Raw genomic sequence first — 25,812 nt, 5'->3', positions numbered from 1 at the left:
GCCCACGATCCTGCCCTTACACTCGATCGTGATGGGCCGCCCGCCCCGCACACCCGTGGCCGGCCACCGCCCCCTACGCCTTCACTCCCACGCCTCCGAACGCATCCACATCGGCCGCCACCGTCGCGCCGTCGGCATCGGGATGCCATGCACTGAGTCGTACGAACCCGGGCTCGATCATGCGCAGACCGTCGAAGAGCGTCTCGATCTCCTGGGGCTCACGGACGTAGTACGGCACGGCACCGCTCTCGATGTACGCCTTCTCCGCGGCGATCATGCCCTCGCTGGTCCGCGTGCCGTCGTACACGACAAGGAAACTCCCGGACGGCAGCCCGGCCATGAGGGCGCGCACCACGTCACGCGCACGGGCGAAGTCGCCGGCATGGCCGAGGATGCCGAGCAGCATGAGCGCGACGGGCCGATCGAAGTCGAGGGTCTTCGCCGCCTCGGCCAGGATGGCATCAGGCTGGTAGAGGTCGGCATCGATGTAGTCGGTGACCCCCTCCGGCGCACTGGTGAGCAGAGCCCGCGCATGGGTGAGGACCAGGGGGTCGTTGTCGACGTACACGATGCGCGCGTCCGGGGCGATTGCCTGGGCGACCTGATGGGTGTTGTCGGCGGTGGGCAGACCCGTCCCGATGTCGAGGAACTGCCTGATGCCGTGTTCCTGCACCAGATGGCTCACCGACCTGCGCAGAAACTGCCGGCCCGCCACTGCTACATCGACGAGCCCGGGGAAGAACGTCTTGATCTGATCGCCGATCTCACGGTCGACCTCGTAGTTGTCCTTCCCACCCACGAAGTAGTTCCAGAAGCGGGCCGAATGTGGGCGCGTGGTATCGATCCGCGCCGATGTACCTGCCTCGGAAGGCACTTGGTGCTCGCTCACGAGTGCCTCCTGGCACAAACGATGTTGAGGGACGCTCTCAATCTAGCCGGATGCCGTGCCCGTCTCTCGGCGCATCAGCCCACGGCGGCTCGGACAGAACGTCTTCGGCCGTCTCACTTCACCGCACCAACTCACCCGGGTTGGGGGACTTGCCCTGCTTCGCTGCGAAGTTCGCGTCCTGTGGGGAATCATGCGGATCATGGCCCAACTCGAAGCGCGCGAAGTGCCGCTGCACAAAGTCTTCTGCAGTGACTACGACTTTCGGATCCCTGACTACCAGCGCCCTTACGCATGGCAGCCCGAACAGGCCCAGCAGCTCCTGGCCGACCTGGAGGAAGCCCTCCTGCGGGGCGACGGGGAGCCCTACTTCCTCGGCTCTCTGGTTCTCGTCAAGGACAGCGGATCCGCCGAGGCCGACGTCATCGACGGTCAGCAACGTCTGACGACGTTGACCATCCTGCTGGCCGTGCTGCGCGATCTGGCGCAGCAGCCCGATGTGGTGACCAATCTGGTGGCGATGATCTCCGAGCCCGGGAACACGGTCCTGGGCCTGAAGGCCAAGCCCCGTCTCACTCTGCGCCCCCGGGACGCCGACTTCTTCCAGCAGCACATTCAGACCGCCGGTTCCATCAGCACACTCCTGGTGCTGAACCCGCACAATCTCAGGACGGACGCGCAGAGGGCCGTCCAGGCCAACGCGCTGGCACTGCACACCGCCTTGGCCTCCTGGAGCGACGAGCAGCGACTCTCCCTGTGCAAGCTGATGGGGGTCCAGACCTTCTTGGTCGCGGTCAGCACCCCTGACCTGGACAGCGCCCACCGGATCTTCAGCGTCATGAACTCCCGGGGCCTCGATCTGTCGCCTGCCGACATCTTCAAGGCGCAGATCATCGGGGAGATCGACGAGGAGGTCTCTGAGACGTACGCCAGGCGGTGGGAAGATTCCGAGGAGAGCCTTGGCCGCGAGGACTTCTCCGACCTCTTCTCCCACATCCGCATGATCTTCTCGGGCGAGCGGGCACGACAGGAACTGCTCAAGGAGTTCCAGAGCCAGGTCCTCGTCCACTACAAGGGCGGTCGCGCCAAGGAGTTCGTGGACCAGGTACTCGTGCCCTATGCCGAGGCGTCGGCGGTGATCCGTGACAAGGCGTACGCGGCCGGAGACGGATCGGATCAGGTCAATCTGTGGTTCCGCAGACTCCTGCTGCTTGACAACAACGACTGGTGGCCGGCCGCGCTGTGGGCGCTCAGGTCCCACGGAGACGATCCGGTGTGGCTGGGTTCCTTTCTCCGGTCACTGGAACGACTCGCGGCAAGCATGTTCGTCCGACGTGTCTACACCACCCCCCGTGTCTTCCGCTTCGCCGAGTTGCTTACCGAGCTGAAGGAGCTGACCCCGGACAGGAGCCTCGAAGCCCCGGCCTTCCAACTGACCGAGACCGAGCGGGCCGAGACACTGCGCCGGCTCGACGGCGAGGTCTACCACGAGTTGAGGACGCGGCGATACATCCTGTTGCGGCTCGACGAGTTGGTGTCCGAGGACGACATCGTGGCGACCTACGACGCTCCGCGCATCACGGTCGAGCATGTGCTCCCCCAGAATCCCGATCCGCAGTCGCAATGGCGTGCGGACTTCACCACGAGCGAACGCGCTCTGTGGACGCACCGCCTGGCCAACCTGGTGCTGCTCAGCCGTGCCAAGAACTCCCAGGTTCAGAACCTCGACTTCACCGACAAGAAGGAGCGGTACCTCAAGCGGGGCGTCGTCACGTTCCCCCTGACCACACAGGTACTGGGTCAGGAAACCTGGACGCCCGAGCACCTGGAGAAGCGCCAGGTGGAACTCATCGGCCTCCTGGCCGAGGAATGGCAGCTGTAGAACCCCAGGCACGACGTTCGGATTCGCCGACCTGATCGGACCCCGGTCGCCGTTCGGACGGCCCGTCGCTCACGGCTCGGCGTACGGGCCTCTGACCATTCGCGGCGACGGGCAGTCACAGGTGGCCGCGCCTGGAATCGTCCGCTTCGGGTGCCGTGATCCGGCGGTAGAGGGTGAGGAAGCACTCCAGCTCTTCGCTCTCCTCGGCGCTCGCACGCCCCGAAGCGAGGCGGCTCCCGGCCTCCTGACTCATGCGGCTCAGGTGACCCACGTGGTCCAGGTGGTGCCAGAGCAGGCGGAACGTCTGCTGGTGGTCGTAGAGGCTCGTCTCGTACGACCGGTTCGTGATGTGACGGGCCTGAGCCATGAGGGCCCGGAAGGTCTCCCTGTCGCCGGACGAGAGCAGGCCCTTCAGGTGGCGGTGATACACCGCCAGTTCGGGCTCTTCAGCCTCGTCCATACGGATTCCCCCCGATGTGTTCGTCGTCGTTCCTTCGCCTGGCCTTCGGCCGACGCTCGGCTTCACCCGGCCTTCTTCCACTCCGCGCAGCGCTTCGTCTGGAAGTACTCCCCCTTGTTGAGCGTCACCCGGCCCGGCCCCTCCAGGTTGTTGTTGGCGATGATCGCGTCGAACTCACCGCTGGCGTCCTTCAGCCGGGCCCAGTAGCAGCCGAACGATCCGTCGCCGCCCGCGGTCTTGTACGTCCCCGCCGCGATGTCCTCCCCGACCAGGTACTCCCCGTCCCCGCTGAACGTGCTCGGGGGTCCGGGCTTCTCCGTCTTCTTCGGCTTGGCCGTCACGGTCTTGGTCACGGTCGGCGCGGGAGCGGCCTTCGCCGTCTCCGTCGCGGTGGCAGTCGCGGTCGCGGTCGCGGTCACCTTCGGCCCCGGCTTCGCGGAGGCGCCGGCCTTGCCGTCGGCGTCGGCCTCGCCGCTGGAGCCGATGCCCGTGCCGATGAGCAGGGCGACGAAGGCGACCGCCCCGTGGGTGACCCACGCCTTGGCGCGCGAGGGCTTGCGCGGCGACGGAACGGGCGGGACCGGAGCGGTGTGCTGGGGGGTGTTGTACGGTCCGGGGCCCTGGTACTGGTACTGGGGAGAGTTCATGGCGTGCTCCAAGTGAGTGGCGTACGAGTGGCGTACGAGCTGAGTGGGCTCGGGGGGCCGTGCGGTCCGGGTGAGGCAGCCGCTGTCACTCCCCGCGGATCCGGCGTCCCGTTTCCGTCGCGGGGTAGAGGATCGCGTCGGCGACGCGACCGCCGGAGTCCCTCACACCGCCGGCGAAGTTGAGACGGCCCGTGGCGGTCGCCTTGGCGGCGACGCCGTGCCAGTAGCGGGGCTCGCGGTCCCACCGGATGTCGGCCAGGAGCCGGTGCAGGTCCTCGACGCCGAGCGCGTTCATCGGGTCGGCCCACGGGGTGGTGTAGTGCACGGCGATGCCGAGTCCCGCGAGCACCGCCGGGGCGGTGATGGCACTGCGCGAGGCGAAGTGCGGGAAGTGGTCGGAGATGAGCCGGGCCAGCGACGGGACGACGCTCCCCTCGACCTGCGCGGCATCCGTCCCGGCGGGAAGCTCGTCCTCGTGGACGGTCTCCGCCGAGCGTGAGAGTCCCGTGCGCCCGTAGATCGCGGTGATGACGAGGGCGCGCAGCGCGGAGAGGGTGATGACCTCCGGGTCCGTCTTGCCGATCTGCCGCTTACTGGCGTTGACGAGCTTCGTGAACGGGACGACCTTGTCGTCGACCTCGACCTTGACGGATTCGGCGAGGCGGTGTGCGAGCCGGGTCGCGAAGTCCCGCTGGTCCATGGACATGGCCAGGTTCTTGGCGACGATGACCCCCTGCACGTTGCGGTCGTAGAAGATCTGCCGTGCGTCGGCGACCGACAGATCCACGTACAGCTCGAAGGGGACGCGGATGGTGGCGAGTTCGGCGTATGTGAGCCCGTAATGCCCGGGGTCGTCGTAGAGCTCGTGCCAGGCCGTCGTCTGCGTCTCGCCGTCGATGGCGACGACGCAGGTGCCGGGCGTGATGGTCAGCGTCCGCAGGCCCGTTCCGGGCAGCAGTTCGTCGCTGAGCGCGGCGAGCGGTCCGGCGTGCCAGAAGGTGATCGGCGGCGTGGACCAGCCGGCGCCCAGTTCGCCCTTCACGCCGTCGGCGATGTACTCGGCGTACGAGCCGACGTTCTTCCCCTTCTGCGTGGACTTCAGCGCGCGCTGCACCAGGGAGCGCAGTTCGGCGTGGCGCCGCACGGCACCGGATGCGGCCTTGAGCGTCTTCGTGTCCTCCTCGCGGCGGGGCGAGGGGACGAGCTGGACGAGGGTCGCCACGGACATGGTCCCGATCACGGCGTCGGTCCGGAACGGCATGACGGTGAGCTGGATTCCTTCGACGACCGTGGTCGGCAGGGTGATCTGCATGGGTGTCTCCCTCGGGATCAGAGGAGCGGTGCGTGGCGCGGCACCGCGTCGCAGGCAGGGGCAACAGGCACATCGACGGTTCACACCTCGAGGAGCGCGCCGCCAACCGGAAGCTCCATCAGATAAGCCTGCCGTGAAAGCACTGTCAAACCCCTTGAGAGATTTGACGAGCGCTGTAGTCTGTTTACTGTTCACTCCCGAGAGGCCAGGAACCCCCATGCCCCAGCCACCCGCTCAGGTGACCGCCGCCGAGATCTCCCGGATCGCCGGCGTCACGCGTGCCACCGTCAGCAACTGGCGCCGTCGGCACGACGACTTCCCGGCCCCGTCGGGCGGCACCGACAGCAGTCCGCTCTATGACCTGGAAGCGGTACGGGGATGGCTGGAGGCGCGCGGCCAGTCGTCCGCCGCCACCCCCTCTGAGGAGCTGCGCACCGTCCTGCGGCTCCACGGATCCGGGGCCGGCGTGGCAGCCCGCCTGTTCCCTCTCGTCCTCGCGGCGTCGCACCGGAGCGCGGACGATCTCGCCGCGCTCGACGGCCTGCCCGACTCCGAGGTCATCGCCCGGGCCGACAAGGCTGCGGCAGAGCTCGCCGGATCCGTCCCCGAAGCCGAAGCCGCCGGTTTCGGTCCGGACGACGTGGCCGCACTCCGGGCCCTGGTGCGGTGCGTCCGCGGCGAGGGTGCTCAGAGCGCGCTCAATGTCCTCGCCGAACGCGAACTGGACGACACCGCCTCCAGCGGCACGTACCGGACGCCGACCGAACTCGCGGACCTCATGGCCCGGCTGCTGCCGGAGCGCACGGCGCGCGTTCTCGATCCGGCGTGCGGCAGCGGCAGCCTGCTCGCGGCGGCGGCCCGCCGGGGCGCCACGGAGTTGTACGGCCAGGACTCCCTGCCCGTGCAGGCCCAGCGCAGCGCGGTACGCCTGCTGCTCGCGGCACCCGACGCACAGGTCACCGTCCGCGCGGGCGACACCCTGCGCGCCGACGCCTTCCCGGAGCTTAGGGTGGGCGGCGTGCTCTGCAACCCGCCGTACGGCGACCGCGACTGGGGCCACGAGGAGCTCGCGTACGACCAGCGGTGGGCCTACGGCGTGCCGCCGCGGATCGAGTCGGAGCTGGCCTGGACGCAGCACGCCCTCGCGCATCTGGAACCCGGCGGCTATGCCGCGATGCTGCTCCCGCCGGCCACGTCCACCCGTGCCTCGGGCCGCCGCATCCGTGCGGAGCTCGTACGCAGCGGAGCACTGCGCGCCGTTGTCGGCCTGCCCGTCGGCGCTTCGGCGCCGCTGCACATCGGCCTGCACCTGTGGGTGCTCCAGCGCCCTGAGCCGGGGGCCACGGGCGGTGCGTCGGTGCTGTTCGTGGACGTGAGCGGGGACCAGCGCGACGGTGCTGCGGGGTCGCCGCAGGACACGCACTCCCGGCCCCGGACCCGTCGCGGCGGGGTGGACTGGGACACGTTGTCGGCCGAGGTCCTGCGCCACTGGTCCGCGTACAGGCAGGCCCCGGACTCCTTCACCGACACCCCTGGCACGGCACGCGCCGTCCCGACCATCGACCTGGTCGACGACCTCGTCGACCTCACGCCGGCCCGGCAGGTGCGCACCGCCCCCGCCGACCTCGACCCGGCTGAGGTGGCGGGGCGCGCGGAGGAACGGCGCGCGCTGCTCGTCGCCTCCCTCCCCCAGTTGGAGAACACGGCGGGCGTCGGCCCGTGGGAAGCGGTCGCCGAGTCCTCCGGGGCCTGGCGCACGGCGACGGTCTCCGACCTCGCCCGAGGAGGTGCGCTCTCCTTGCTACGGGCGGCGGTCCCGGGCACCCGCGGTGAGACCGGGGCCGGGGGCAGCAGGGAACGCCCGGTGCTCACCGCGTCCGACATCAGCAGCGGCACCAGCCCCTCGGGCACACCGGAGGACCTGCGCACCGACGCGGCGCACACGGTCGCCGCAGGGGATGTGCTGGTGCGGGGCGTAGCCGGCGGCAACGGCTTCATGGCCCGCGTCGCGGACGAGGCGGACGCCGAGGCCCTCCTCGGCCACCACATCCACCTGCTCCGCCCGGACCCGGCCCGGCTGGACCCCTGGTTCCTCGCGGGGTTCCTGGGCGCCGAGGCCAACATCGCCGGTGCCTCGACGGGCAGCACCATCCTGCACGTCTCCCCGGGCCGGCTGCGCGTACCGCTGCTCCCGCTGGAGGAACAACGCCGCTACGGGGCCGCGTTCCGCCACACCCACGAACTCCGCACCGCCGCCCGCCGGACGGCCGACCTCGCCGAGGCCACGGCCCACGCACTGCTCACCGGCCTGACGGCGGGGGCGCTACGCCCGCCGCCGGAGAGCCCGTTGGCCTGAACGGCAACGCCGCCTTCACACATCCACCACACTGAAGCGCAACCGTCCCGGCCGGGCCGGGTCCATCGAAGGGAACGCGTTGAACAGCAGTAAGCACACGGAACTGGCGAACCACGCCTGGTCCGTCGCCGACCTCCTGCGCGGCGATTACAAGCAGTCCGACTACGGCAAGGTCATCCTGCCGTTCACCGTGCTGCGCCGTCTGGAATGCGTCCTGGAGCCGACGCGCGAGAAGGTCGCGGAAGCGGTCGTCCGGTGCAAGGAGCAGGACCTCGACCCGGACTACTTCCTGCCACGTGCCGCGGGCCACTCGTTCTACAACACGAGCAGCCTGACACTGAAGTCGATCGCCGGTGACCCGGACAACGCGGCGACGAACCTCCAGATCTACATCGGCGCCTTCTCGCCGAACGCCCGCGAGGTGCTGGAGAAGTACGAGTTCGCCCAGCAGATCCGCAAGCTGGACAGTGCGAATCTGCTATACCAGGTCATCGGTAGGTTCACGGACCTGGACCTGCGCCCCGAGGCCGTGTCCAACCACAACATGGGCTACATCTTCGAGGAGTTGATCCGCCGCTTCTCCGAGCAGTCCAACGAGACCGCGGGTGAGCACTTCACCCCGCGCGAAGTCATCAAGCTGATGGTCAGCTTGCTCATCGCCCCGGACGGCGACGCGCTCAGCATGCCCGGTGTCGTACGTACGGTCATGGACCCGGCCTGCGGCACGGGCGGCATGCTCAGCGCGGCCGAGGATCACATCAAGGCGTACAACAAGGACGCCACGGTGGAGGTGAGCGGCCAGGAGCTCAACCCGGAATCCTGGGCGATCTGCCGGTCCGACCTGATGATCAAGGGGCAGGACCCGGAGAACATCGCGTTCGGCAACTCCTTCTCGGACGACGGCCACAAGCGCGAGAAGTTCGACTACCTGCTGGCGAACCCGCCGTTCGGCGTGGAGTGGAAGAAGGTCAAGGAGGAGGTCGAGTACGAGCACGCGAACCTCGGCGACTCCGGCCGCTTCGGCGCGGGCCTGCCTCGTATCAACGACGGCTCGCTGCTCTTCCTCCAGCACATGATCTCGAAGATGAAGCCGGTGGACGTGAATGGCGGAGGCGGCTCACGCATCGCGATCGTCTTCAATGGCTCGCCGCTTTTCTCCGGCGCGGCCGGCTCCGGCGAGTCGGAGATCCGCCGCTGGATCCTGGAGAACGACTGGCTGGAGGCGATCGTCGCCCTGCCGGACCAGCTCTTCTACAACACGGGCATCTCCACGTACTTCTGGATCCTGACAAACCGGAAGGACGCCCAGCACAAGGGCAAGGTCGTGTTGCTGGACGCGCGCAACCAGTGGGTGAAGATGCGCAAGTCGCTCGGCGACAAGCGCAAGGAACTGGGCGATGGGGCGAACGGGAAGCCGAACCACATCGGCGACATCACCCGCCTGTACGGGGAAGCGGTGGCAGCGGCGGCGGACGCCGAGCACCCGATGCACGCCAAGGTGAAGGTCTTCGACAACACGGCGTTCGGCTACCAGCGGATCACGGTGGAGCGGCCGTTGAAGCTGCGGTTCGAGCTGACGGAGGAGACCCTGGCCGCGCTGCTCGCGTCAAAGCCGGTGCAAAAGTGGGCGGAGGAGCGCTTCCTGCCGCGTGAGCCGGAGCTCGCTGCCAAGGCTAAGGTCCGGCGGAAGCTCACGGAAGATGAGGAGGCCCAGTTCCAGAAGCTGGCCGATGCTGAGGCGGCGGTGCTCGGGGATGCGTTGAGGCCGCTGCTGGGCTCGGAGTGGGCGACCAAGTCCGAGGCTCAGGTGGCGGTTCGGGGCGCAATGGCGGAGGCCGGCGTGCCGGGGCCGACGGGGGCGCCGTTTGCCAAGGCGTTGCGGGATGCGGTGGGGGTGCGGGATCCGGAGGGGGAGGTGCAGCTCCTCAAGGGCGGTGCCTCGGAGCCGGACGCGGAGTTGCGGGACTACGAGAACGTGCCGCTGGGTGAGGACGTGGAGGAGTACCTGAAGCGGGAAGTGCACCCACACGTTCCCGATGCGTGGATCGACCATGCGAAGACGAAGGTGGGGTACGAGATCCCGTTCACGCGGCACTTCTACGTGTACGAGCCGCCGCGGCCGTTGGCGGAGATCGACGCGGAGCTGAAGGCGCTTGAGGCGGAGATTCAGGCGCTGCTGGGTGAGGTGACAGAATGACCAGCGCAAATGAGTGGATTCATGCGGCACCCGCCCAGTGGACGCGGGGGCGGATCAAGAACCTCATCGCCTCCGCTACCAATGGCACGTGGGGCAACGATCCCAAGGAAGACGGTGACGACGTTCACTGCATCCGCGCTGCTGACTTCGATCGCACCAAACGCCGCGTAAGGATCAGCCAAGCACCTCTGAGGAGCGTTGACGTGTCAACGCTCCGACATCACCAACTAGAGCCCGGAGACCTTGTACTCGAAAAGTCCGGCGGAGGAGAGAAGCAGCCGGTCGGCATGGCCGTCCTGTTCGAAGAGTCAGACAAAGCGGTCTGCTCCAACTTCTGCGCCCGCATCTCCCCAGAACGAAACGTGGACGCCCGCTTCTTGACCTACGTTTTTGCCGCAGCATACGGGCAAGGTCTGACGCAGAGCGCCATCAAGCAGACCACGGGGATCCAAAACCTGGACGCCAGCGCCTTCTTCTCCGCCGCGTGGGCGTATCCAGAGCTCGATGAACAGCGCCGCATCGCCGACTTCCTCGACACCGAGACCGCCCACATCGAGCGCTTGTCCGCGCTGCGAGTCCGCAGCCTCGGCCTACTCTCCGAGCGTTCAGCCAGCCAGATGGATCTCACTATCAGAGGTCTGCCGACTCGACAGACTAAGCAGGCCGAGTACATCCCGCTCGGGGAAATCCCTGCAAACTGGCAGGAAGCGCGACTCCGGTCAATCGATTGCAAGGTACAAACCGGCCCTTTCGGAAGTCAGTTGCACGCCGAAGACTACGTCGAGGACGCCTACCCGGTAGTCAATCCAGCCAACATCACACCCGTCGGTCTTGTCGCCGACCGAACCGTCACAGTTTCTGCTGAAGTTCGCGAGCATCTGGCGCGTCACGTGTTGCGTAAGGGCGACGTCATCTTCGGACGAAGGGGCGAACTGGGGAGAGCAAGCGTTGTCCAGGAGGAACAAGATGGATGGGTTTGCGGCACAGGGTCATTGCGAGTGCGATTCCAGAGCGACGCATTTCACTCCGGATATTTGCGGCGCTACCTGGCGATCCCTGCAGTACGGCATTACTTTCAGTTGCATGCAATCGGCAGCACGATGCCAAACCTCAATTCGGAAATCTTGCTGAATATGCCATTGCTGCTGCCCGACCGCGGCGAGCAGGCAACCTTGTCGCAGCGCTGCGACGAAATCGAAACATGGAGTAGCACAGCAACTCAATATGTAAAGCAGCAAGTGCAACTGCTCGCAGAACGCCGCCAAGCCCTCATCACCGCAGCAGTAACCGGCCAGTTCGACGTCTCCACCGCCAGCGGCCGCAACTTTACGGACGGAGTATCGGCGTGAGCCCCGTACACAGCGAGTCCGCCTTCGGGGACGCCATCGTCGCGTCCATGACCGAGCGCGGCTGGCGCGAAGCACGCCCCGAGGACTACCAGGCCGACCTCGGCCTGGACACCAACGAGTTGTTCACGTTCCTCGGCGAGAGCCAGATCCACGAGTGGAACGAGCTCCTCGCCGTGTACGGCAACGACGTCAACGCCGCCCAGCGCGGCTTCGCCCAGCGGCTCGACAAGGCCATCAGCGAAGAGGGCCTTCTCAAGGTCCTCCGGAACGGCGTCAAGGACCGGGGCGTCCGTCTCCGCGTGGCCTACTTCAAGCCGAATCTCGTCGCCGACGATTCCGTGCTCGACGGCTACCGGGCCAACCGCCTCACCGTCGTACGCGAACTCGCCTATGCCACCAAGCAGGCCGACTGGAACAACCGGCTCGACCTGACCCTGTTCCTGAACGGCATCCCCGTCGCCACCGCCGAGTTGAAGAACCCGCTCACCCGGCAGGGCGTCGAGCATGCCAAGGAGCAGTACCGCATCGACCGCGACCCCACCGAGCTGATCTTCACCCGCCGCGTCATCGCCAACTTCGCCGTGGACCCGGATCTCGTCTTCGTCGCCACCCAGCTCCGGGGCAAGAACACCCGGTTCCTCCCCTTCAACACCGGCTCCAACGGTGCCGGCCTGCCCGGCGGCGCTGGAAACCCGGCCCCGACCGCGTACGGCACCTACGCCACCTCCTACCTGTGGGAGCAGGTCTGGGCGCGGGACAACTGGCTGGACCTGCTTCAGCGTTACGTGCACCAGCAGAAGACGAAGACCCCCGGCGGCGGGACCACCAAGTCGACGATCTTCCCGCGCTTCCACCAGTGGGACGTCGTCAAGAAGCTGACCACCCACGCATCCATCCACGGCGTGGGCCAGAACTACCTCGTGATGGCGTCCGCCGGTTCCGGAAAGTCGAACACCATCGGCTGGCTCGCCCACCGGCTGAGCGACCTGCACGCCGACACCGATCCCCGCACGATCGACCCGGAAGCGCTCGCGGCCGGCCGGATCAAGCCGGGCTCGCCCGTGTTCGACAAGGTCATCGTCATCACGGACCGCCGCAACCTCGACGCCCAGCTCCGCGAAACGGTCGGCAGCTTCTCGCAGACCGAGGGTCTGGTGGTGAAGGTCGACGAGAAGCACGGCTCGAAGAGCGAGCAGCTCGCCCGCGCGCTGTCCCGTGACACCGGCAAGATCGTGACGGTCACCCTTCACTCGTTCCCGGCGCTGCTGGACTACATCCAGCGCAACCCGACCGAGATCAGCGGCACCAGCTTCGCGATCATCGTGGACGAGGCCCACTCCTCCCAGTCCGGCGACGCCGCCACGGCCGTGCGGGCTGCTCTCCGCGACCTCGGCCTGGACTCCGACTCGGACGACCAGGGCGCGACGGCCGTCACGCTCGACGAGAAGCTGAAGAAGAAGGCCGCGGAGCGCTCCCAGGCCGCGAACCTCTCCTACTTCGCCTTCACCGCAACCCCGAAGGCCAAGACGCTCGAACTCTTCGGCACGGAGGACACCGTGGACGGCAAGGCGGCCTACCGCCCCTTCCACACGTACTCCATGCGTCAGGCCATCGAGGAAGGGTTCATCCTCGACCCGCTGCGGAACTACGTCACGTACAACACGTACTGGAAGCTCGTGAACGAGAACCCGGACGAGCGCGAGGTGGACCCCTCCAAGGCCAACACGCTGCTCGCCCGGTACGCACTCACCCACGAGAGCACCGTCACCCAGCACGCCCAGGTGATCGTCGAGCACTTCCTGACGCACTCCCGAGGCCGGCTCGGCGGCCGGGCCAAGTCCATGGTGGTGACGGCCTCGCGGCAGTCCGCTGCGGAGATGGCGCGGGCGATCAAGAGCTACATCAAGGACCGGGAGTACGACACCAAGTACCCGGACCTCGGCGTCCTGGTGGCGTTCTCGGGCTCCCTCACGGTCGGCGACGACACGGACGAGACGACCGAGGCCAAGGAAAACGGCGGTATCCCGGAGAGCGCGCTTCCGAAGGCGTTCGCGTACACCCGGGCCGACGACAAGGCGGTCGGCGCGGGCGGTCGGGGCCAGCAGGAGTACAAGATCCTGGTCGTCGCGGAGAAGTACCAGACCGGCTTCGACCAGCCGCTCCTCACCACCATGTACGTCAACAAGACGCTGACCGGCATCTCCGCCGTCCAGACGCTCTCACGCCTCAACCGCACGGCCGACCGCAAGACGCAGGCGGATCTGGCGGTCCTGGACTTCGTGAACGACGCGCAGGACATCCAGGACGCGTTCCGCCCGTACTTCGAGGAGGCCAACACCCTCCCCTCCGACCCGAACCTGCTCTACACCGCGCAGAGTCGGGTCATGTCGGCGCCGATCATCTCCGAATCGGAGATGGACGAGTTCGCCGCCGCGTACTTCGCGGCGAAGGAGAAGGCGGCCGGCTCGCAGGCGAAGTGGGAGAAGCTGCACGCCGAGCTGTACCGGCTCCTCTCCCCCGCCGTCGCCCGCTTCACCCCCCTCCTGGAGAGCGAGGAAGACGACGATGTGGAGACGGCCGAGGACTTCCGCGCGGACCTCAACGACTACGTACGGAAGTACGGCTTCCTCGCGCAGATCGTCCCCTACCGCGATGCCGAGCTGGAGCGGCTGCACCTCTACGGCCGCTACCTCCTGAACCGTCTCCCCCGCCGTGCGGACGGTGGCGTCGACATAGGGGAGATCGACCTCAGTCACCTGCGGGTGGAGAAGACCGGCGAGTACGACGTGTCGCTCTCACCCGAGGGAGCCGCCGAGCTCCCCGGCTTCGGCGACGGCACGGGCGGTGCGGCGGAGGCGGAGAAGTCGCTGCTGTCTGAGCTGATCGACGCGTTCAACGCCAAGTTCGGTACGGAGTTCACCGAGGACGACGTCCGCAAGCCGTTCAAGAAGACGACCGAGGACCCGAAGGTCCGGGCCGCGGCCGTCGTCAACGACGAGGCGAACTTCGGCAAGGTCTTCGACCGCGCCTTCGCCGACAACATGGCCGACCACATCGAGACGACCGCCGGCATAGGGCGCCAGTACTTCGGCCCCGACAAGGACTTCCGGTCCAGCCTGGACCGCAGTGCTCGCCGGGCGGCGTGGCGGATGATCCGCCGCGAGGAGAACGTGGACGAGTAGTCCCGCCCCGCACAGACACGGGAGGGTCCCGCCGTTGCGCCTACGCGGCGCGCGGCGCGCGGCGGGACCCTCCCGTCGTCGTGTGGTGTTCGTCAGCCGGTGACGAGGCCGACGAACCCGGCCCATGCGTGCGGACCGACGGTCAGCATCGGGCCGCTGAGCTGCTTCGAGTCGCGGATGTGTACGTGGGTGGCTGCGGCGGCTACCTCGACGCACTCGCCGCCTTCGGCCCCGCTGTAGCTGCTCTTGAACCAAGCCAGCTCCCGCGTGGCAGGGCTACCGGTGGTGTTCATAGTTCTCCCAGCAACTTCTCGATGAATCCCAGCGACTCCCGCGGAGTGAGGGCCTGCGACCGGATGATCCCATAACGCGCCGCAACGGAGCGCACCTCATCCTTGTCAGTCAGCAGGATGCTGCGCCCCTGCACCTCCAGATAGGCAATTTGGTCACCACTCTTGCGAGTCAGCAAGGTGAACGGTCCGTCCAGTCCGGCATTGTCCTCCCGGTCGGTCGGCATGACCTGAACCTCGACACTGCGGTGCTGACCAACGTGCAGAATCCGCTCAAGGACGCCACGAAGCACTGGCCTACCACCGAACGGCCGGCGCAGAACGGCCTCCTCGACCACGAAGCTCACCAAGGGGGCCGGCCACCGAGTGAGAATCTCCTGACGCGCGATGCGCGCTGACACGCGCAGCTCGATCGTGTCCTCGTCCAGAAGTGGCCGCCGCATCGCAAGCAGGGCACGGGTGTACTCCTCAGTCTGGAGAAGTCCGGGCACGGCACTTACCGCGTACAGAAAGAGCTCCAGTGCCTGGGCCTCCAACCGTGCCGCGTCCCGGAAGAACGGCGGGTACTGCGCCCGCGCAAGCTCGTCCTTCAACGCCAGCAACAAGCCCCCGGCGTCCAGCACCGGGTCCGCCTTGTCGATGAACGCAGGCTGCGGAATTCGTCGCCCCTGCTCGAACGACGCGACGGACTGCGCCGCGTAGCCCACCAGCTTGCCGAACTCGGTCCGGTCCAGGCCCGCTCGGAGCCGTAACAGCTTCAGCTGCCGCCCGAACGCCATCATCACCCCGGACCCCGGCTCGCCCTCCGGCCGTTCCCCGGTCTCCGCGCCCGTGCCCGGCTCCGCGTCGCCCCGTACCACCGTCATCGCCACCGCCTGTCCCACGCACCCACGTACGTACACGCAGACCGCCTCCGCGTACAAGCAGTCCGCGACGGCGCGTCACCCCTGGTCACGCTACGCCACTGAGGCCCACCGTGGAGTCATGACCAGCAATCCCTCACTCCCTGTACGCCCGCTTCCGGCCGCCCAACGCCGCTTCCCGTGGCACCACTTCTCGATGCGCTTCAGCTCCACGCCCCGCGGCGCCCGCCTCGCCCGACGCCTTGCCGGGGAGCGGCTCGACGCGTGGGGCATCCCGTACGGCAGCGACACGCACGACGCGCTGACGCTCATCGTGGCCGAGCTGAGCGCCAACGCGGTGTGCCACGGGCTCGTCCCCGGCCGCGACTTCCGCCTGTGCGTGTCCGCCGAGGGCACCGCTCTACGCATCGAGGTCACCGACACCCGCGGCGAACGCATCCCCGTCCTCACCGAACCGTCGGACGACCTGGACGGAGACGGCGCCGGCGGCCGCGGTCTCGTTCTGGTGGCCGCGCTGGCGGATCGCTGGGGCTGGTACCCGATCACGGACGGGCCCGGCAAGACGGTCTGGGCCGTTCTGGGAACGCGGCCGACGCGGCAACTCGACAACCGCGCGCACCCGTTGCCCCCTGCGGTGCTCGCCCCCGGATCAGTCCTGCCGGGCGTCGGCGAGGGTGTGTAGCCCCCGTCGCCGCCCATGCGGCAAGCTTCCACGAGCGCGGCCGTGACCTCGACTGCGCGGGCAGCCGGATCACGGCAACATGATCCGGCTGCAGGCACACCGACAGCACCCGCCCGCGTACTGCGAGCTCGCCTACACCGACGCGGACAGCGCGGGGAACACGACCACCGAGCCGTCCTTCTCGCGGGCGATCTCAATGGCCACATCCGTCGTACGGCTGTCGGCCGCGGCGCCGTCACCCAGCCTGCGAATCCGGTTGGCCGCGCGCATCAGGCGATCGACTTCAGCGTTGGTGAAGACGGGCCGCAGACCGCTCGGGCGTCCCAGCTCCAGCGTCGAAAGGCGTTCCAGGACACCGGTCATGCCCGACTCCAGTTCGTCGAGGCGGTGCTGGTCCTTCTTGAGGGCGCCGGCGAAGTTCTTGAACAGGTTGTCGGGGTCGCTCTGGGCGTGCTCCACGGCCTGGAGGACGACGACCCGCCGCTTCAGCGCGATGGCCAGGGCGGCGAGTTCGAGGTGGGCGCGGAATCTGCCGCCTTCCTCGTCGATGCCGGGGAAGGACTTGGTCAGTGTGCCGATGTCCACGGCCTTGCCCTCGGGCAGATTGTCGAGCGCGCTCCGCCACCGGGCGAGGCGGCGGTCAGCGGCGCCCAGTGCCGTGTTGATGGCGTGCACCGCCGAGTCCAGCCCGAGCGAGAAGCCGAGCTTGCCCTGGTCGAGCAGAAGGGCGGTGGCCTTGTCGATGGCATCTCGGCAGCCGTCGAGTTCGCTGTGCTCGTCGTCGAGCTTCTGTTCGTGCAGTTGCTCCAGCAGCTCCGTGATGTGCTCGATGGCCTGCTGGCGCTTCTGATCGACGTGCGCGCTCACGCCCACCGCCACGGCCATGAGCACGAGCGGCGCGGCCACGGTGAGCGCCACGCTCCCGCCGACCGCGACGCCGGCCGCCGCACCGGCCCCACCGGCCGCGCCCGCTGTTGCCGTACCGACCGGAACGAACGTCGTGCCGGCGACGATCCGGCCCGTGGTGGAGTTCACGAGGGGGCCGCGGAAGCCGCAGATGATCCCCTTGGCCACCATCGGACGGACGGCGCCTCCGTACTGGGCAGCCACCTTCGCCGGGACCACCATGCGGAACAGGCACTCACCGGAAGCGGTCGCCCTGGCCGCCGCGGAGGAGCCGCGCGCCGACTGCGTGATGAGCTGCGACAGGTGCTGCGCCAAGGGGCTGACGGCGTCGAGCGACATGCCCTTGCTGCGGTCCAGCGTGCCGGGGAGCGGATGCGCCTCAAGTGTGGCAATCGGCTGGTCCGCCAAGCCGGCCAGTGCGCTGCGCAGTTCCGCCAGGCGCGCCGCCGTCATCGGCTCGTCCCCGACCACTTCGGGCACCCGTACGTCACCGGTCGCCAGCGTCCACACCGGAACGCTCGCCTTGCGGTAGTCAATCATCGTCTCCCCCAATTTTCCGACAACAGCGTACGGCCGACATCCGACAAGAACGGCACGAACCTTGCGGATTCAACCACGGGGAACTGTTTCCACCCACCTGACCGGAAAGAGGCGTCCCGGACACTCCTGCACCGCCGGCGCTGGACTGAAGATCTCCTCACCAGGGACACTTGCCCTTCACCCTGCCGAAAGCCGGTCCATCCAGCCGCGCGCACCGGCCAGCACACGCACACACGGGGGCAATGTGCCGCAGCACCAGCCGATCGCAGGTCGGTACGAGCTCCTGGAGCCCCTCGACAACGGCGGTATGGGGGACGTGTGGCGCGGCTACGACGCCGTGCTCGACCGGCCCGTCGCCGTGAAGCTGATCCGGCAGCAGTCCGTCGGCGGCTCGCAGCAGCTCGCGGAGGAGTTCGCCAAGCGCTTCCGCCGCGAGGCGCGGATCACCGCGCGCATCCAGCACCTCGGTGTGCCGCAGGTGTACGACGCGGTGCTCGATGACACGTACGAGCGGCTGTTCCTGGTCATGGAACTGGTGGACGGGGTGTCGCTGTCCGCGTACATCGCCCCGGACCGGCTGCTTCCGGTCAGCTGGGCAGTGGCGGTGGCGGCGCAGGTCGCCACCGTGCTCTCGTACGCGCACGAGGTGCCGGTCATCCACCGCGACCTCAAGCCCGGCAACATCCTGGTCGCCCGCGACGGAACGGTGAAGGTCCTCGACTTCGGGATCGCGGCGATCCTGCGCACCGATGTCACCAAGCTGACGGCGACCGGCACGCCCATCGGCACGTACCAGTACATGGCACCCGAGCAGGTGCGCGGCGGGCGGACCACACCGCAGACCGATCTGTACGCGCTCGGCTGCGTGCTGCACGAACTGCTCAGCGGGCGGCTGCTGTTCACGGCGGACAGCGAGTACATGGTGATGCACCAGCACGTGAACGCCGCTCCCACTCCCCTGCGTGCACTGCGCCCCGAGGTGCCGCAGGAGCTGGAGGAACTCGTCCTGCACCTGCTCCTCAAGGCGCCCGAGGCGCGGCCCGCCGATGTGCAGGACGTGTACGAGCGGCTGCGGCCCTTCCTGCCGCCGCCCGGCCGGACGCCCGGACCCGGCGAGGCCGGACCGGCGGGGGCGCCGGACCCGACGGGGGTCTTCCGCAACCCGTACGCGCCCCGGGCCCGCGCGGGGGCGGGCCGCCCCGCGCCCGTGGCCGCCGATCCGGCTGCCGTGCCCGCCGCGCCCGTCCCCGTACCGGCGCAGTTGCGTGCCGAGATCGAGGAGGCGTACGCGCACTCCGACGCGCTTTTGGAAGAGCAGCGGTTCGCCCAGGCCGCCGAGGTGCTCGGGGAGATCATCGAACCCGCCGCCCGCGCACTCGGCTCGGAGAGCCGGAAGGTCCTGGAGCTGCGGACCGGACGGGCCGCGATCCAACTGCTCGGCGGGGACTACCGGGCCGCCCTGCCCGAGTTCGACGCGCTGGCGGACGCCTACGCACGCACCGACGGCCCCACCGGCGAGCGGGCCCGCGCCTGCCGCGCCCAGGCCGCACGCTGCCGTGCCAAGATCGGCCAGGTCACCGACGCGCTCGCCGCGCTGCGTGGCCTCCTCGACGTCGTACGCAATGTCGACAGCGATCTCAGCGAGGAGGCCGTCGAACTGCGCCGCGACATCGGCATGCTGCTGCTCGCCCAGGGACAGGCGATCGAGGCCCGCCGGATACTCCGGCCGTTGCACGACGACCTTTGTCTCGTCTTCGGACCCGCCGACGAAATGACCCAGGAGGTCGGCGAGGCACTGGCATTGCTGGGCCTCGGCCTCGGCCTCGACGATTCTGCGTAGTCGGAATCTCTAGTACGTCCCGGTGGATGTGGAACGATCTTGTTGGTCAGTCGGTGCGGCGCCCAAGCGTGAGGGGTCGGGCCATGGGAGGGGCAGAGCATGAACAATCGGAGTGCCAACAAGAGCAACGGCGACGTCATCCTGCAGGTTCGCCAGGTGGAGCAGGCACTGCGCACCGTCTACTTGGAACCGGGGCTGCTCGATGCCAGTGACCTGGAAGGCATGCGGCCGGACGAGCGGGAGCCACGCCTGTTGTCACGCGCGCTGACAGCGCAGGCCGTGCGCATGGTTACAGGGTTCAGTCCGCGGGAAGCAGCCGGCACGGTCATTGACGGCCAGGCCGACAAGGGCATCGATGCCATCGCTGTCGTCGACGGGCCAGATCCGCACGTCTATCTGGTTCAAGGTAAGTGGAGCAAGAACGGCGCAGCAAAGGGTGAGCGGCTGGCTGTCATGGAGCTGCTGGCTGGTCTGCGGCTCATCGACGACGAGGACTTCGCCGCGTTCAATCCGCGCGGCCGCCAGCTGGCGGAGCTCGCCAAGACCGTCATGTCCAAAGGTCCTGTCCCGGTCACTCAGGTTGTCGTTCTCATGCGGGCAGACGACGTGGGTGACGGGTTCCGTCATGCCTTGATCGATGGAGAGAAAGAGTTCAACCGCCACGGGGACGTGCTGAACCATCGCATCATCCTTGCCCCGGAAGTGTGGGCATCGGTCCGCAAGGACCTAGCTCCCCGGCCGGTTGAGCTCACGGCCGATCTGTTCCCATGGTTCGCGATCAGCGCTCCGTACGAGTCGTATCAAGGTGTCATCGAGGCTGAGCAGGTAGCCCAGTGGGTAAATCACGGATCCAACCTCTTCAATCTCAACATCCGCAATCCGCTCGGCAGAACTCCGATCAACAATGAACTGATCGACACCCTGAATGAGCAACCGGCTCACTTCTGGTACTTCAACAATGGCGTCACCGTGTTGTGCGAGTCGGTTGAGAAGACGCAGCAGTCCATGCGAACGCCCCACACGCGACCGCTCAGTCTGACGCTGCACAACGCCAGTGTTGTCAACGGTGCTCAGACCGTCAGATCCGTCGCCGAGGCGGTCGCCGGAGATGATGCCGCCGCTTCGGCGCAGGTCGGCGTGCGGATCATCGTGACGGGCAAAGCCGCAGACTTCGCCAGACAAACAACTCTGGCAAATAACCGTCAGAACCGTGTGGAGGCACGTGATTTCATCGCTCTCGACTCGGTGCAGGCTGCCATCCTTGACGAGATGCGAGCCGAACTCGGACTGGAATACAGCGTCCGACGCAGCGAACTGGACCCGCATCCGGACACCGGATGCTCGGTCGTCGAAGGGGCGTGTGCACTAGCCTGCGCGCATCCTGACAGCCAGTACGCGGCTCGCATCGCATCAACCCTGGACGTGTTGTGGGAGCGGGGAACGCAGGGGATCTACGACACCCTGTTCCGACCGCAGCCGAGTGCCTACCTTCTGTGGAACACGGTGCAGGTCCTCAGGGAGGTCCGTCGCAACCTTCATCAACTACGGCCTCGCTACGAGGGGCGAGGGGTCGCCCTCACCGAGCATGGGGCCTATCTGCTCACTCACCTGGTCTTCCGCCGGCTCGACACCGAGGCCATCGACGAGCCTGACCCAAAATTGGAGTGGGCCGCTCAAGCAGTCGCACGGACTCCGCAACTGGTGGGTGAGCTACTGCCCGCCGTAGCCTCCACGATCGACGAGCTCTATACCGAGCGCTCGCAGATCCGGGCCGTGTGCGCGGATGCCGGCCGCTGCCGCGAGATCGCGGATCAGGTACTCGGCGCCGCTACAGCGGCGGAGGGCACCGCGCCCCCGGACAAGTACCGCCGGACACCGGCGCAGCGCAAGCGTCGGCGCCCAAACGCCGTCTCCGTCTTGATCGACAAGGCTGTGCTCTCCGAGGGTGACCCGCTCACCCTCACGACCGGGTACCCGCTGGAAGCCGAAGCCCTGCGGAATTGGCTGGCTGAGGACGAGAGGCGGTCGCGAGCAACGTGGCGCCCACACCGCACCAAACCGATTCTCTGGGCCGCCGACGGCAAACCGTACTCACCCTCCGGACTGGTGTCCCTCATGTGGAAGCTCGCGCAGTGGGAGCAACGGCCCGTGGCCAACCAAGGAACAGCACGGTGGTCGACTGCTTCGGGGGAGACGCTCGCCGACCTGGCCTGGCGGATTCTCGACGAACTGGACGAGCCGGACGAAGGTGCGGAGCCCGTCGACTGAGTCTGACGGACGTCCCTTGGGTGAGCCGCGGCGCGCCGTCCACAAGGCGGCCGCCCAGGCGACCCCACCCGCCACCGCGCCCCGTACTTGAGTATGGAGAACTGAACCATGCCCCACCTCGCGTTCGACGTCGGTTTCTGCGCTCAGCTCGGCAAGCTCCAGGGGAGTGTGAAGGAGGGTGTGTTCAGCGCGTGGGAGAAGTTCGAACACCTCACCCTGGACCAGCTGTTCAAGGACCCCGGTCTGAAGCTGGAAAGCCTGAAGCGCGCCCGTGATCCTCATATCCGGACCATCCGGATCGACCAGGGGACGCGGGGTGTCGTCCTCGCGCCCGACAGCGGCGACACGTTCGTGCTGCTGCGCGTGATGCCGCACGACAAGGCGATCGACTGGGCCATCAAGCAGAAGGCCAGCATCAACACCGTGACCCGGGCCGTCGAGATCCGCGACATCGCGATGCTCGACGAGCTCACCCCCGCGTACGAGCGCATCGCGCCCGCTCCCGACCAGCGGCTGTTCGCGAAGGTGTCCGACGGGGACCTGACCGCGCTCGGGATCGACGGGACGACGCTGCGTCAGGCCCGCGCCCTCACCAACCTCGAGCAGTTGGAGGTCTTCGCGCCGTACTTTCCCCAGGACCAGCGCGAGGTTCTCGAATATCTCGCCGCGGGCTTCACCGTGGAGGAGGTGTGGCGGGACGTGGTGTCGGTCGGTCTCTCCGCCGCCCCCGCCGACACCACGCCCGTGGACACCGCAGACTTCGCGACCGCGATCCACCGCACCGGCACCCGCATCGCCCTCATCACCGCGTCCGACGAGCTCCGCGACATCCTCGACAAGCCGTTCGCCGCCTGGCGGGTCTTCCTGCACCCCTCCCAGCACAAGGTCGCCTACCGGGCCAGCTACTCAGGCCCTGCCCAGGTCACCGGCGGGCCGGGCACCGGCAAGACCGTCGTCGCGCTGCACCGCGTTCGCCATCTCCTCGGGTTCCTGCGCGACGGCGAGCGCATCCTGCTCACCACGTACACCAATGCTCTCGTCGACTCCCTGCGCAGCGGTCTCGACGCCCTCGTCGAGGACGTGCACCTGCGCGACCGGGTGGACATCACGACGGTCGACGCGTTGGCCAGCCGGATCGTCGCCACGTCCCGCCGTCCGCTGCGGGCCGGTGAGGAGCAGACCCGCTGGGAACAGGCCGCGCGAGCCACCGGCTTCACCGGCACGGCACAGTTCCTCGCCCAGGAGTACAAGCACGTCGTCCTGGCCCAGAACCTGCGGAGTGTGGAGGAGTACGAAGCGGCCGACCGGCCGGGGCGGGGCAGCCGGCTCCCCGTCGCCCAGCGGCTCGACGTGTGGCGCACGTTCCAGGCGTTCTCCGACGGCCTTGCCGCCGACGGCCTGCGCACCTACCTGGGGACGTGTGCGGAGGCCGCCGACCTCCTCGAAGGGCGGCCACCGCTCTACCGGCACATCGTCGTGGACGAGGCCCAGGACCTCCACCCGGCACAGTGGCGCCTGTTGCGCGCCGCCGCACCGCCACGCCCCGACGATCTGTTCATCGCCGGCGATCCCCACCAACGGATCTACGACTCGAAGGTGTCGCTGAAGACGCTCGGCATCAAGGTCACGGGCCGTTCGACGAAGATGCGGAAGAACTACCGCAGTACGCACGAGATCCTGAGCTGGTCCACCGCACTACTCGTCGGCCGGCCCTTCGCACAGCTGGAGGACGACGACCGCAACGAGACGCTGCTGGGCTACCGCTCCGCACTCCACGGGAACGGTCCGGTGGTGCACGGGGCCGCTTCGGCAGACGCGGAACTGGACGCGCTCGTCGCGCAGATCCGTGCCTGGACGGAGGCCGGTGTCAGCCCCGGCGACATCGGCGTCAGCGCACGCTTCAACAAGAACTGCGCCAAGGCGATCGAACGGCTGACGGCCGCAGGCATCCCCGCAGCACCACTGCGGTCCGGAGCCGCCGAGGACGCGCCCACCGTACGCATCGGAACCATGCACTCCTTCAAGGGGCTGGAGTTCCGCTGCGTGGCAGTGATCGGCGTGCACGACGGGGCCCTGCCCTACCCCGGGGCCGTCACGTCGGCCGATGTGGACCGGCTCCAGCACGAGGCCGATCTCATGGCCGAGCGCTGCCTGCTCTTCGTCGCCTGCACCCGGGCCCGGGACGGGCTGTACGTGTCCTGGTCGGGGAGTCCGAGTCCGTTCCTGGTCGAGTCGGGGGCCGTGGCCTGAGTGGCGGGCGTCCCTCCCCGCAGGGCCCGCGCGTCGAGCCGTCCAGGACCGGCCGCTGTCAGGTGGTGGGAGACGTTTCGACCTTGAACATGGCGTGCTCCAGAGCCTCGTCGAACTCGAGGACCCCGGGCTGATCGTCGGGCACCATGAGGACTGTCGTGGCACGGACGAACTCTCCGGGCCTGGGCTCCGGCGCGTCGAGGAAGCTCTTCTTCTCCAGCCCGAGTTCGGCGCAGTCGACTCCGATCGCCTGGTCGACGTTCTCGGTCTCGCCGTCCTTGCCGGTCCAGCGTGCGTCGGCGAGGTACGTCGTCTTGAACGTCTGGTTGCTCGTGTTCTTCACTTTGAACTCAAGGCAGATGTACGTCGTCCCCGGATCGGCCGTCGCCGGTGACAGGTACTCACCCTGCGAGATCCGATGCGCCTGCTTCACGTCCGTCAGTGTCACCTCGGCTGAACTCGCCGGGATGTCGAGCACCTCGTTGGGCGTGACCGCCACAGGCAGGGTCTTGCCCTCCTTGAGCGTCCGCACGTCATCCGGGGACGGGGTGGCGGAGGAGGCCTCAGCCACCGGAGCGGCCATCTCGGTTCCGGGCGCTGGTCCTGCGGCAGCCTCCGGCCCGCCGTACCCCACCAGCATGCAGCTTGCGGCGGCCACCGCCATCAGCAGCGGGACGCGATTACGGGGCCTGCCTCGTCCTTGGTACATGGCAAGGTTCCTTCCGACCATCCACCAGTCTGCGCCTGTGGGGCGCTCGCCGCAGTTCGGAGACTCGAATGTCCGAGTCCGATCCGGTCCGCTCCCGCCTCTCGGGTGGGGGTTGTCCCCCAGGCCCCCCTGGGGGACAACCCCCAGGAAGGTAGGGGGGAAACCGGTTCGTGCGGAGGACGCCGGGTCCGTAGGTTCTGGAGTGGAATAGGCACACCGCTTCACACAGCCTTCGGAGGCCCCCTCGTGACCGCCCCTTCGCTCCAGCCGACGCGCACGCTTCACCCGGCCCTGGCGGCCTTCGTGCGCTTTGTGATCTGCGGTGGCGGGGTCGGGGTTGCCTCCAGTGGTGTTCTGGTCCTCCTCCACGACCGGATGCCGCTGGTCCTCGCCAACGCGCTCGTCACCGTCGTGTCCACCGTGATCGCGACCGAGCTGCACAGCCGGGTCTCGTTCCGCAGTGACCGCAGGGGGTGGGGTGTCCACCTCCAGTCCGGGCTGACCGTCGCCGTGAGCTACGCCTTCACGACGGGTGCCCTGTTCTGCCTGTACGCGGTCCGGTCCGAGCCTTCGGCGCTCGTTCAGCAGAGCGTCTACCTCTCGGCGTCGGCGATCGCCGGCGCCGGGCGGTTCGCGCTGCTGCGAGTGGTCGTCTTCGGGGAGCGCAAGGTGGACGGGACACCGCGTGAGGCGTCGCTCGGCAAGGCGGCCGTGGCCATGGCCGCCTGAGTGCGGTTCCCCGCGGCTCGGTCGTCAGCCCCGCCCATTGGCTATCGTGACGGGTCGGCCGGGCAGCTGCGCGGCCCGTGAGTCGAGCGGGGGCGCAAGTGGCACAGGGGCTGGACGGGTGGGTGCGGGTGCCCGTCGGGGGCGATGCGGCGCGGTGGGCCACACGTGGGGCGTGCCTGCGGGTCCTGGTCGTCGTCCACAATGTCACCGCCGCCACACGGCTCCTCGACGTGTTGCCGCTCTTCGACGACGATCTGCGGATCCAGCTCCTCGCCACCTGCCCCGAATCCTCGGCGTTCTCCGCAGGCACGGCCGAGCTGCTCGCCGAAACCGGCGTGCCCGTCCTGCCGTGGGAGCAGGCTGCGGCGACGCCGGTCGACCTGGTCGTCTCCGCCAGCTTCGGCGGCCAACTCGATGTCTTTCGCGGGAAGTTGGCCATCCTCTCGCACGGCGTTGGATACACT

18 protein-coding genes are annotated in these 25,812 nt (G+C 68.1%); 10 read left to right on the top strand and 8 right to left on the bottom strand.

The genetic code is table 11. The features are described 5' to 3' along the window. Positions 1-73: 73 nt before the first annotated feature. Positions 74-889, bottom strand: coding sequence for an SAM-dependent methyltransferase (locus ACIOEW_RS08085; RefSeq protein WP_401962420.1), 816 nt, complete (start codon positions 887-889; stop codon positions 74-76). A 199-nt stretch (positions 890-1,088) separates the two neighbouring features. Between ACIOEW_RS08085 and ACIOEW_RS08080 the strand changes: the two genes are divergently transcribed. Further along, positions 1,089-2,768 (top strand): DUF262 domain-containing protein, encoded by a 1,680-nt coding sequence (locus ACIOEW_RS08080; RefSeq protein ID WP_401962418.1) that lies wholly within the window; start codon positions 1,089-1,091, stop codon positions 2,766-2,768. A 115-nt stretch (positions 2,769-2,883) separates the two neighbouring features. Here ACIOEW_RS08080 and ACIOEW_RS08075 read toward each other — a convergent pair whose 3' ends face one another. From ACIOEW_RS08075 to ACIOEW_RS08065, 3 genes are all read right to left on the bottom strand, one after another. Beyond that, positions 2,884-3,228 carry a hypothetical protein gene (locus ACIOEW_RS08075; protein WP_401962415.1) on the bottom strand — a complete coding sequence of 115 codons (345 nt, stop codon included), beginning with the start codon at positions 3,226-3,228 and terminating at the stop codon, positions 2,884-2,886. 62 nt (positions 3,229-3,290) lie between these two features. After that, positions 3,291-3,875, bottom strand: a complete 585-nt coding sequence (locus ACIOEW_RS08070; RefSeq protein ID WP_401962413.1) for a hypothetical protein — start codon at positions 3,873-3,875, stop codon at positions 3,291-3,293. Positions 3,876-3,960: 85 nt separating this feature from the next. Continuing rightward, the gene (locus ACIOEW_RS08065) at positions 3,961-5,187 is read right to left on the bottom strand and encodes a DNA sulfur modification protein DndB (protein WP_401962412.1); all 1,227 of its coding nucleotides are present in this window, start codon (positions 5,185-5,187) and stop codon (positions 3,961-3,963) included. Positions 5,188-5,404: 217 nt separating this feature from the next. Here ACIOEW_RS08065 and ACIOEW_RS08060 point away from each other — a divergent pair, with 217 nt between their 5' ends. The 4 genes from ACIOEW_RS08060 to ACIOEW_RS08045 all read left to right on the top strand — a co-directional run bounded on the left by ACIOEW_RS08060 (position 5,405) and on the right by ACIOEW_RS08045 (position 14,271). Beyond that, on the top strand, positions 5,405-7,543 hold the full coding sequence (locus ACIOEW_RS08060) for an N-6 DNA methylase (RefSeq protein WP_401962411.1): 2,139 nt from the start codon (positions 5,405-5,407) through the stop codon (positions 7,541-7,543). 79 nt (positions 7,544-7,622) lie between these two features. Beyond that, positions 7,623-9,740 carry an N-6 DNA methylase gene (locus tag ACIOEW_RS08055; RefSeq protein ID WP_401962409.1) on the top strand — a complete coding sequence of 706 codons (2,118 nt, stop codon included), beginning with the start codon at positions 7,623-7,625 and terminating at the stop codon, positions 9,738-9,740. Continuing rightward, positions 9,737-11,089, top strand: coding sequence for a restriction endonuclease subunit S (locus tag ACIOEW_RS08050; protein WP_401962408.1), 1,353 nt, complete (start codon positions 9,737-9,739; stop codon positions 11,087-11,089). Before ACIOEW_RS08055 ends, ACIOEW_RS08050 begins: the two co-directional genes overlap by 4 nt. Next, on the top strand, positions 11,086-14,271 hold the full coding sequence (locus tag ACIOEW_RS08045; protein WP_401962406.1) for a type I restriction endonuclease subunit R: 3,186 nt from the start codon (positions 11,086-11,088) through the stop codon (positions 14,269-14,271). Before ACIOEW_RS08050 ends, ACIOEW_RS08045 begins: the two co-directional genes overlap by 4 nt. A gap of 92 nt (positions 14,272-14,363) precedes the next feature. On the opposite strand, the gene ACIOEW_RS08040 is transcribed toward ACIOEW_RS08045, so the two are convergent. After that, a complete protein-coding gene (locus ACIOEW_RS08040; RefSeq protein WP_401962405.1) occupies positions 14,364-14,564 on the bottom strand; it encodes a DUF397 domain-containing protein in 201 nt (66 codons plus the stop codon). Further along, positions 14,561-15,427, bottom strand: a complete 867-nt coding sequence (locus ACIOEW_RS08035) for a helix-turn-helix domain-containing protein (protein ID WP_401962978.1) — start codon at positions 15,425-15,427, stop codon at positions 14,561-14,563. Before ACIOEW_RS08035 ends, ACIOEW_RS08040 begins: the two co-directional genes overlap by 4 nt. Positions 15,428-15,545: 118 nt before the next feature. Here ACIOEW_RS08035 and ACIOEW_RS08030 point away from each other — a divergent pair, with 118 nt between their 5' ends. Next, entirely contained in the window at positions 15,546-16,106 is a 561-nt protein-coding gene (locus tag ACIOEW_RS08030) for an ATP-binding protein (protein WP_401962403.1), read from the top strand. Between the two features lie 132 nt (positions 16,107-16,238). Here the strand turns inward: ACIOEW_RS08030 and ACIOEW_RS08025 are convergent, their stop codons facing one another. Continuing rightward, positions 16,239-17,552 (bottom strand): hypothetical protein, encoded by a 1,314-nt coding sequence (locus ACIOEW_RS08025; RefSeq protein ID WP_401962401.1) that lies wholly within the window; start codon positions 17,550-17,552, stop codon positions 16,239-16,241. A 244-nt stretch (positions 17,553-17,796) separates the two neighbouring features. Between ACIOEW_RS08025 and ACIOEW_RS08020 the strand changes: the two genes are divergently transcribed. From ACIOEW_RS08020 to ACIOEW_RS08010, 3 genes are all read left to right on the top strand, one after another. Next, complete coding sequence (locus ACIOEW_RS08020) at positions 17,797-19,392, top strand: serine/threonine-protein kinase (RefSeq protein WP_401962398.1); 1,596 nt, start codon at positions 17,797-17,799, stop codon at positions 19,390-19,392. Positions 19,393-19,491: 99 nt separating this feature from the next. Then, positions 19,492-21,660, top strand: coding sequence for an AIPR family protein (locus tag ACIOEW_RS08015; protein ID WP_401962395.1), 2,169 nt, complete (start codon positions 19,492-19,494; stop codon positions 21,658-21,660). Positions 21,661-21,768: 108 nt separating this feature from the next. After that, a complete protein-coding gene (locus ACIOEW_RS08010; RefSeq protein WP_401962394.1) occupies positions 21,769-23,910 on the top strand; it encodes a UvrD-helicase domain-containing protein in 2,142 nt (713 codons plus the stop codon). Between the two features lie 58 nt (positions 23,911-23,968). Here ACIOEW_RS08010 and ACIOEW_RS08005 read toward each other — a convergent pair whose 3' ends face one another. Beyond that, positions 23,969-24,619: a hypothetical protein gene (locus tag ACIOEW_RS08005; protein WP_401962392.1), complete on the bottom strand. Its 651-nt coding sequence runs from the start codon at positions 24,617-24,619 to the stop codon at positions 23,969-23,971. Between the two features lie 246 nt (positions 24,620-24,865). Between ACIOEW_RS08005 and ACIOEW_RS08000 the strand changes: the two genes are divergently transcribed. After that, positions 24,866-25,348 (top strand): hypothetical protein, encoded by a 483-nt coding sequence (locus ACIOEW_RS08000; protein ID WP_401962389.1) that lies wholly within the window; start codon positions 24,866-24,868, stop codon positions 25,346-25,348. The last annotated feature ends 464 nt before the right edge of the window (positions 25,349-25,812 follow it).

Source organism: Streptomyces sp. NPDC087901 (genome assembly GCF_044742205.1).
Lineage (GTDB): Bacteria > Actinomycetota > Actinomycetes > Streptomycetales > Streptomycetaceae > Streptomyces.
The sequence above is the reverse complement of the archived record's forward strand: the minus strand, read 5'-3'. Positions and strand labels throughout refer to the sequence as shown.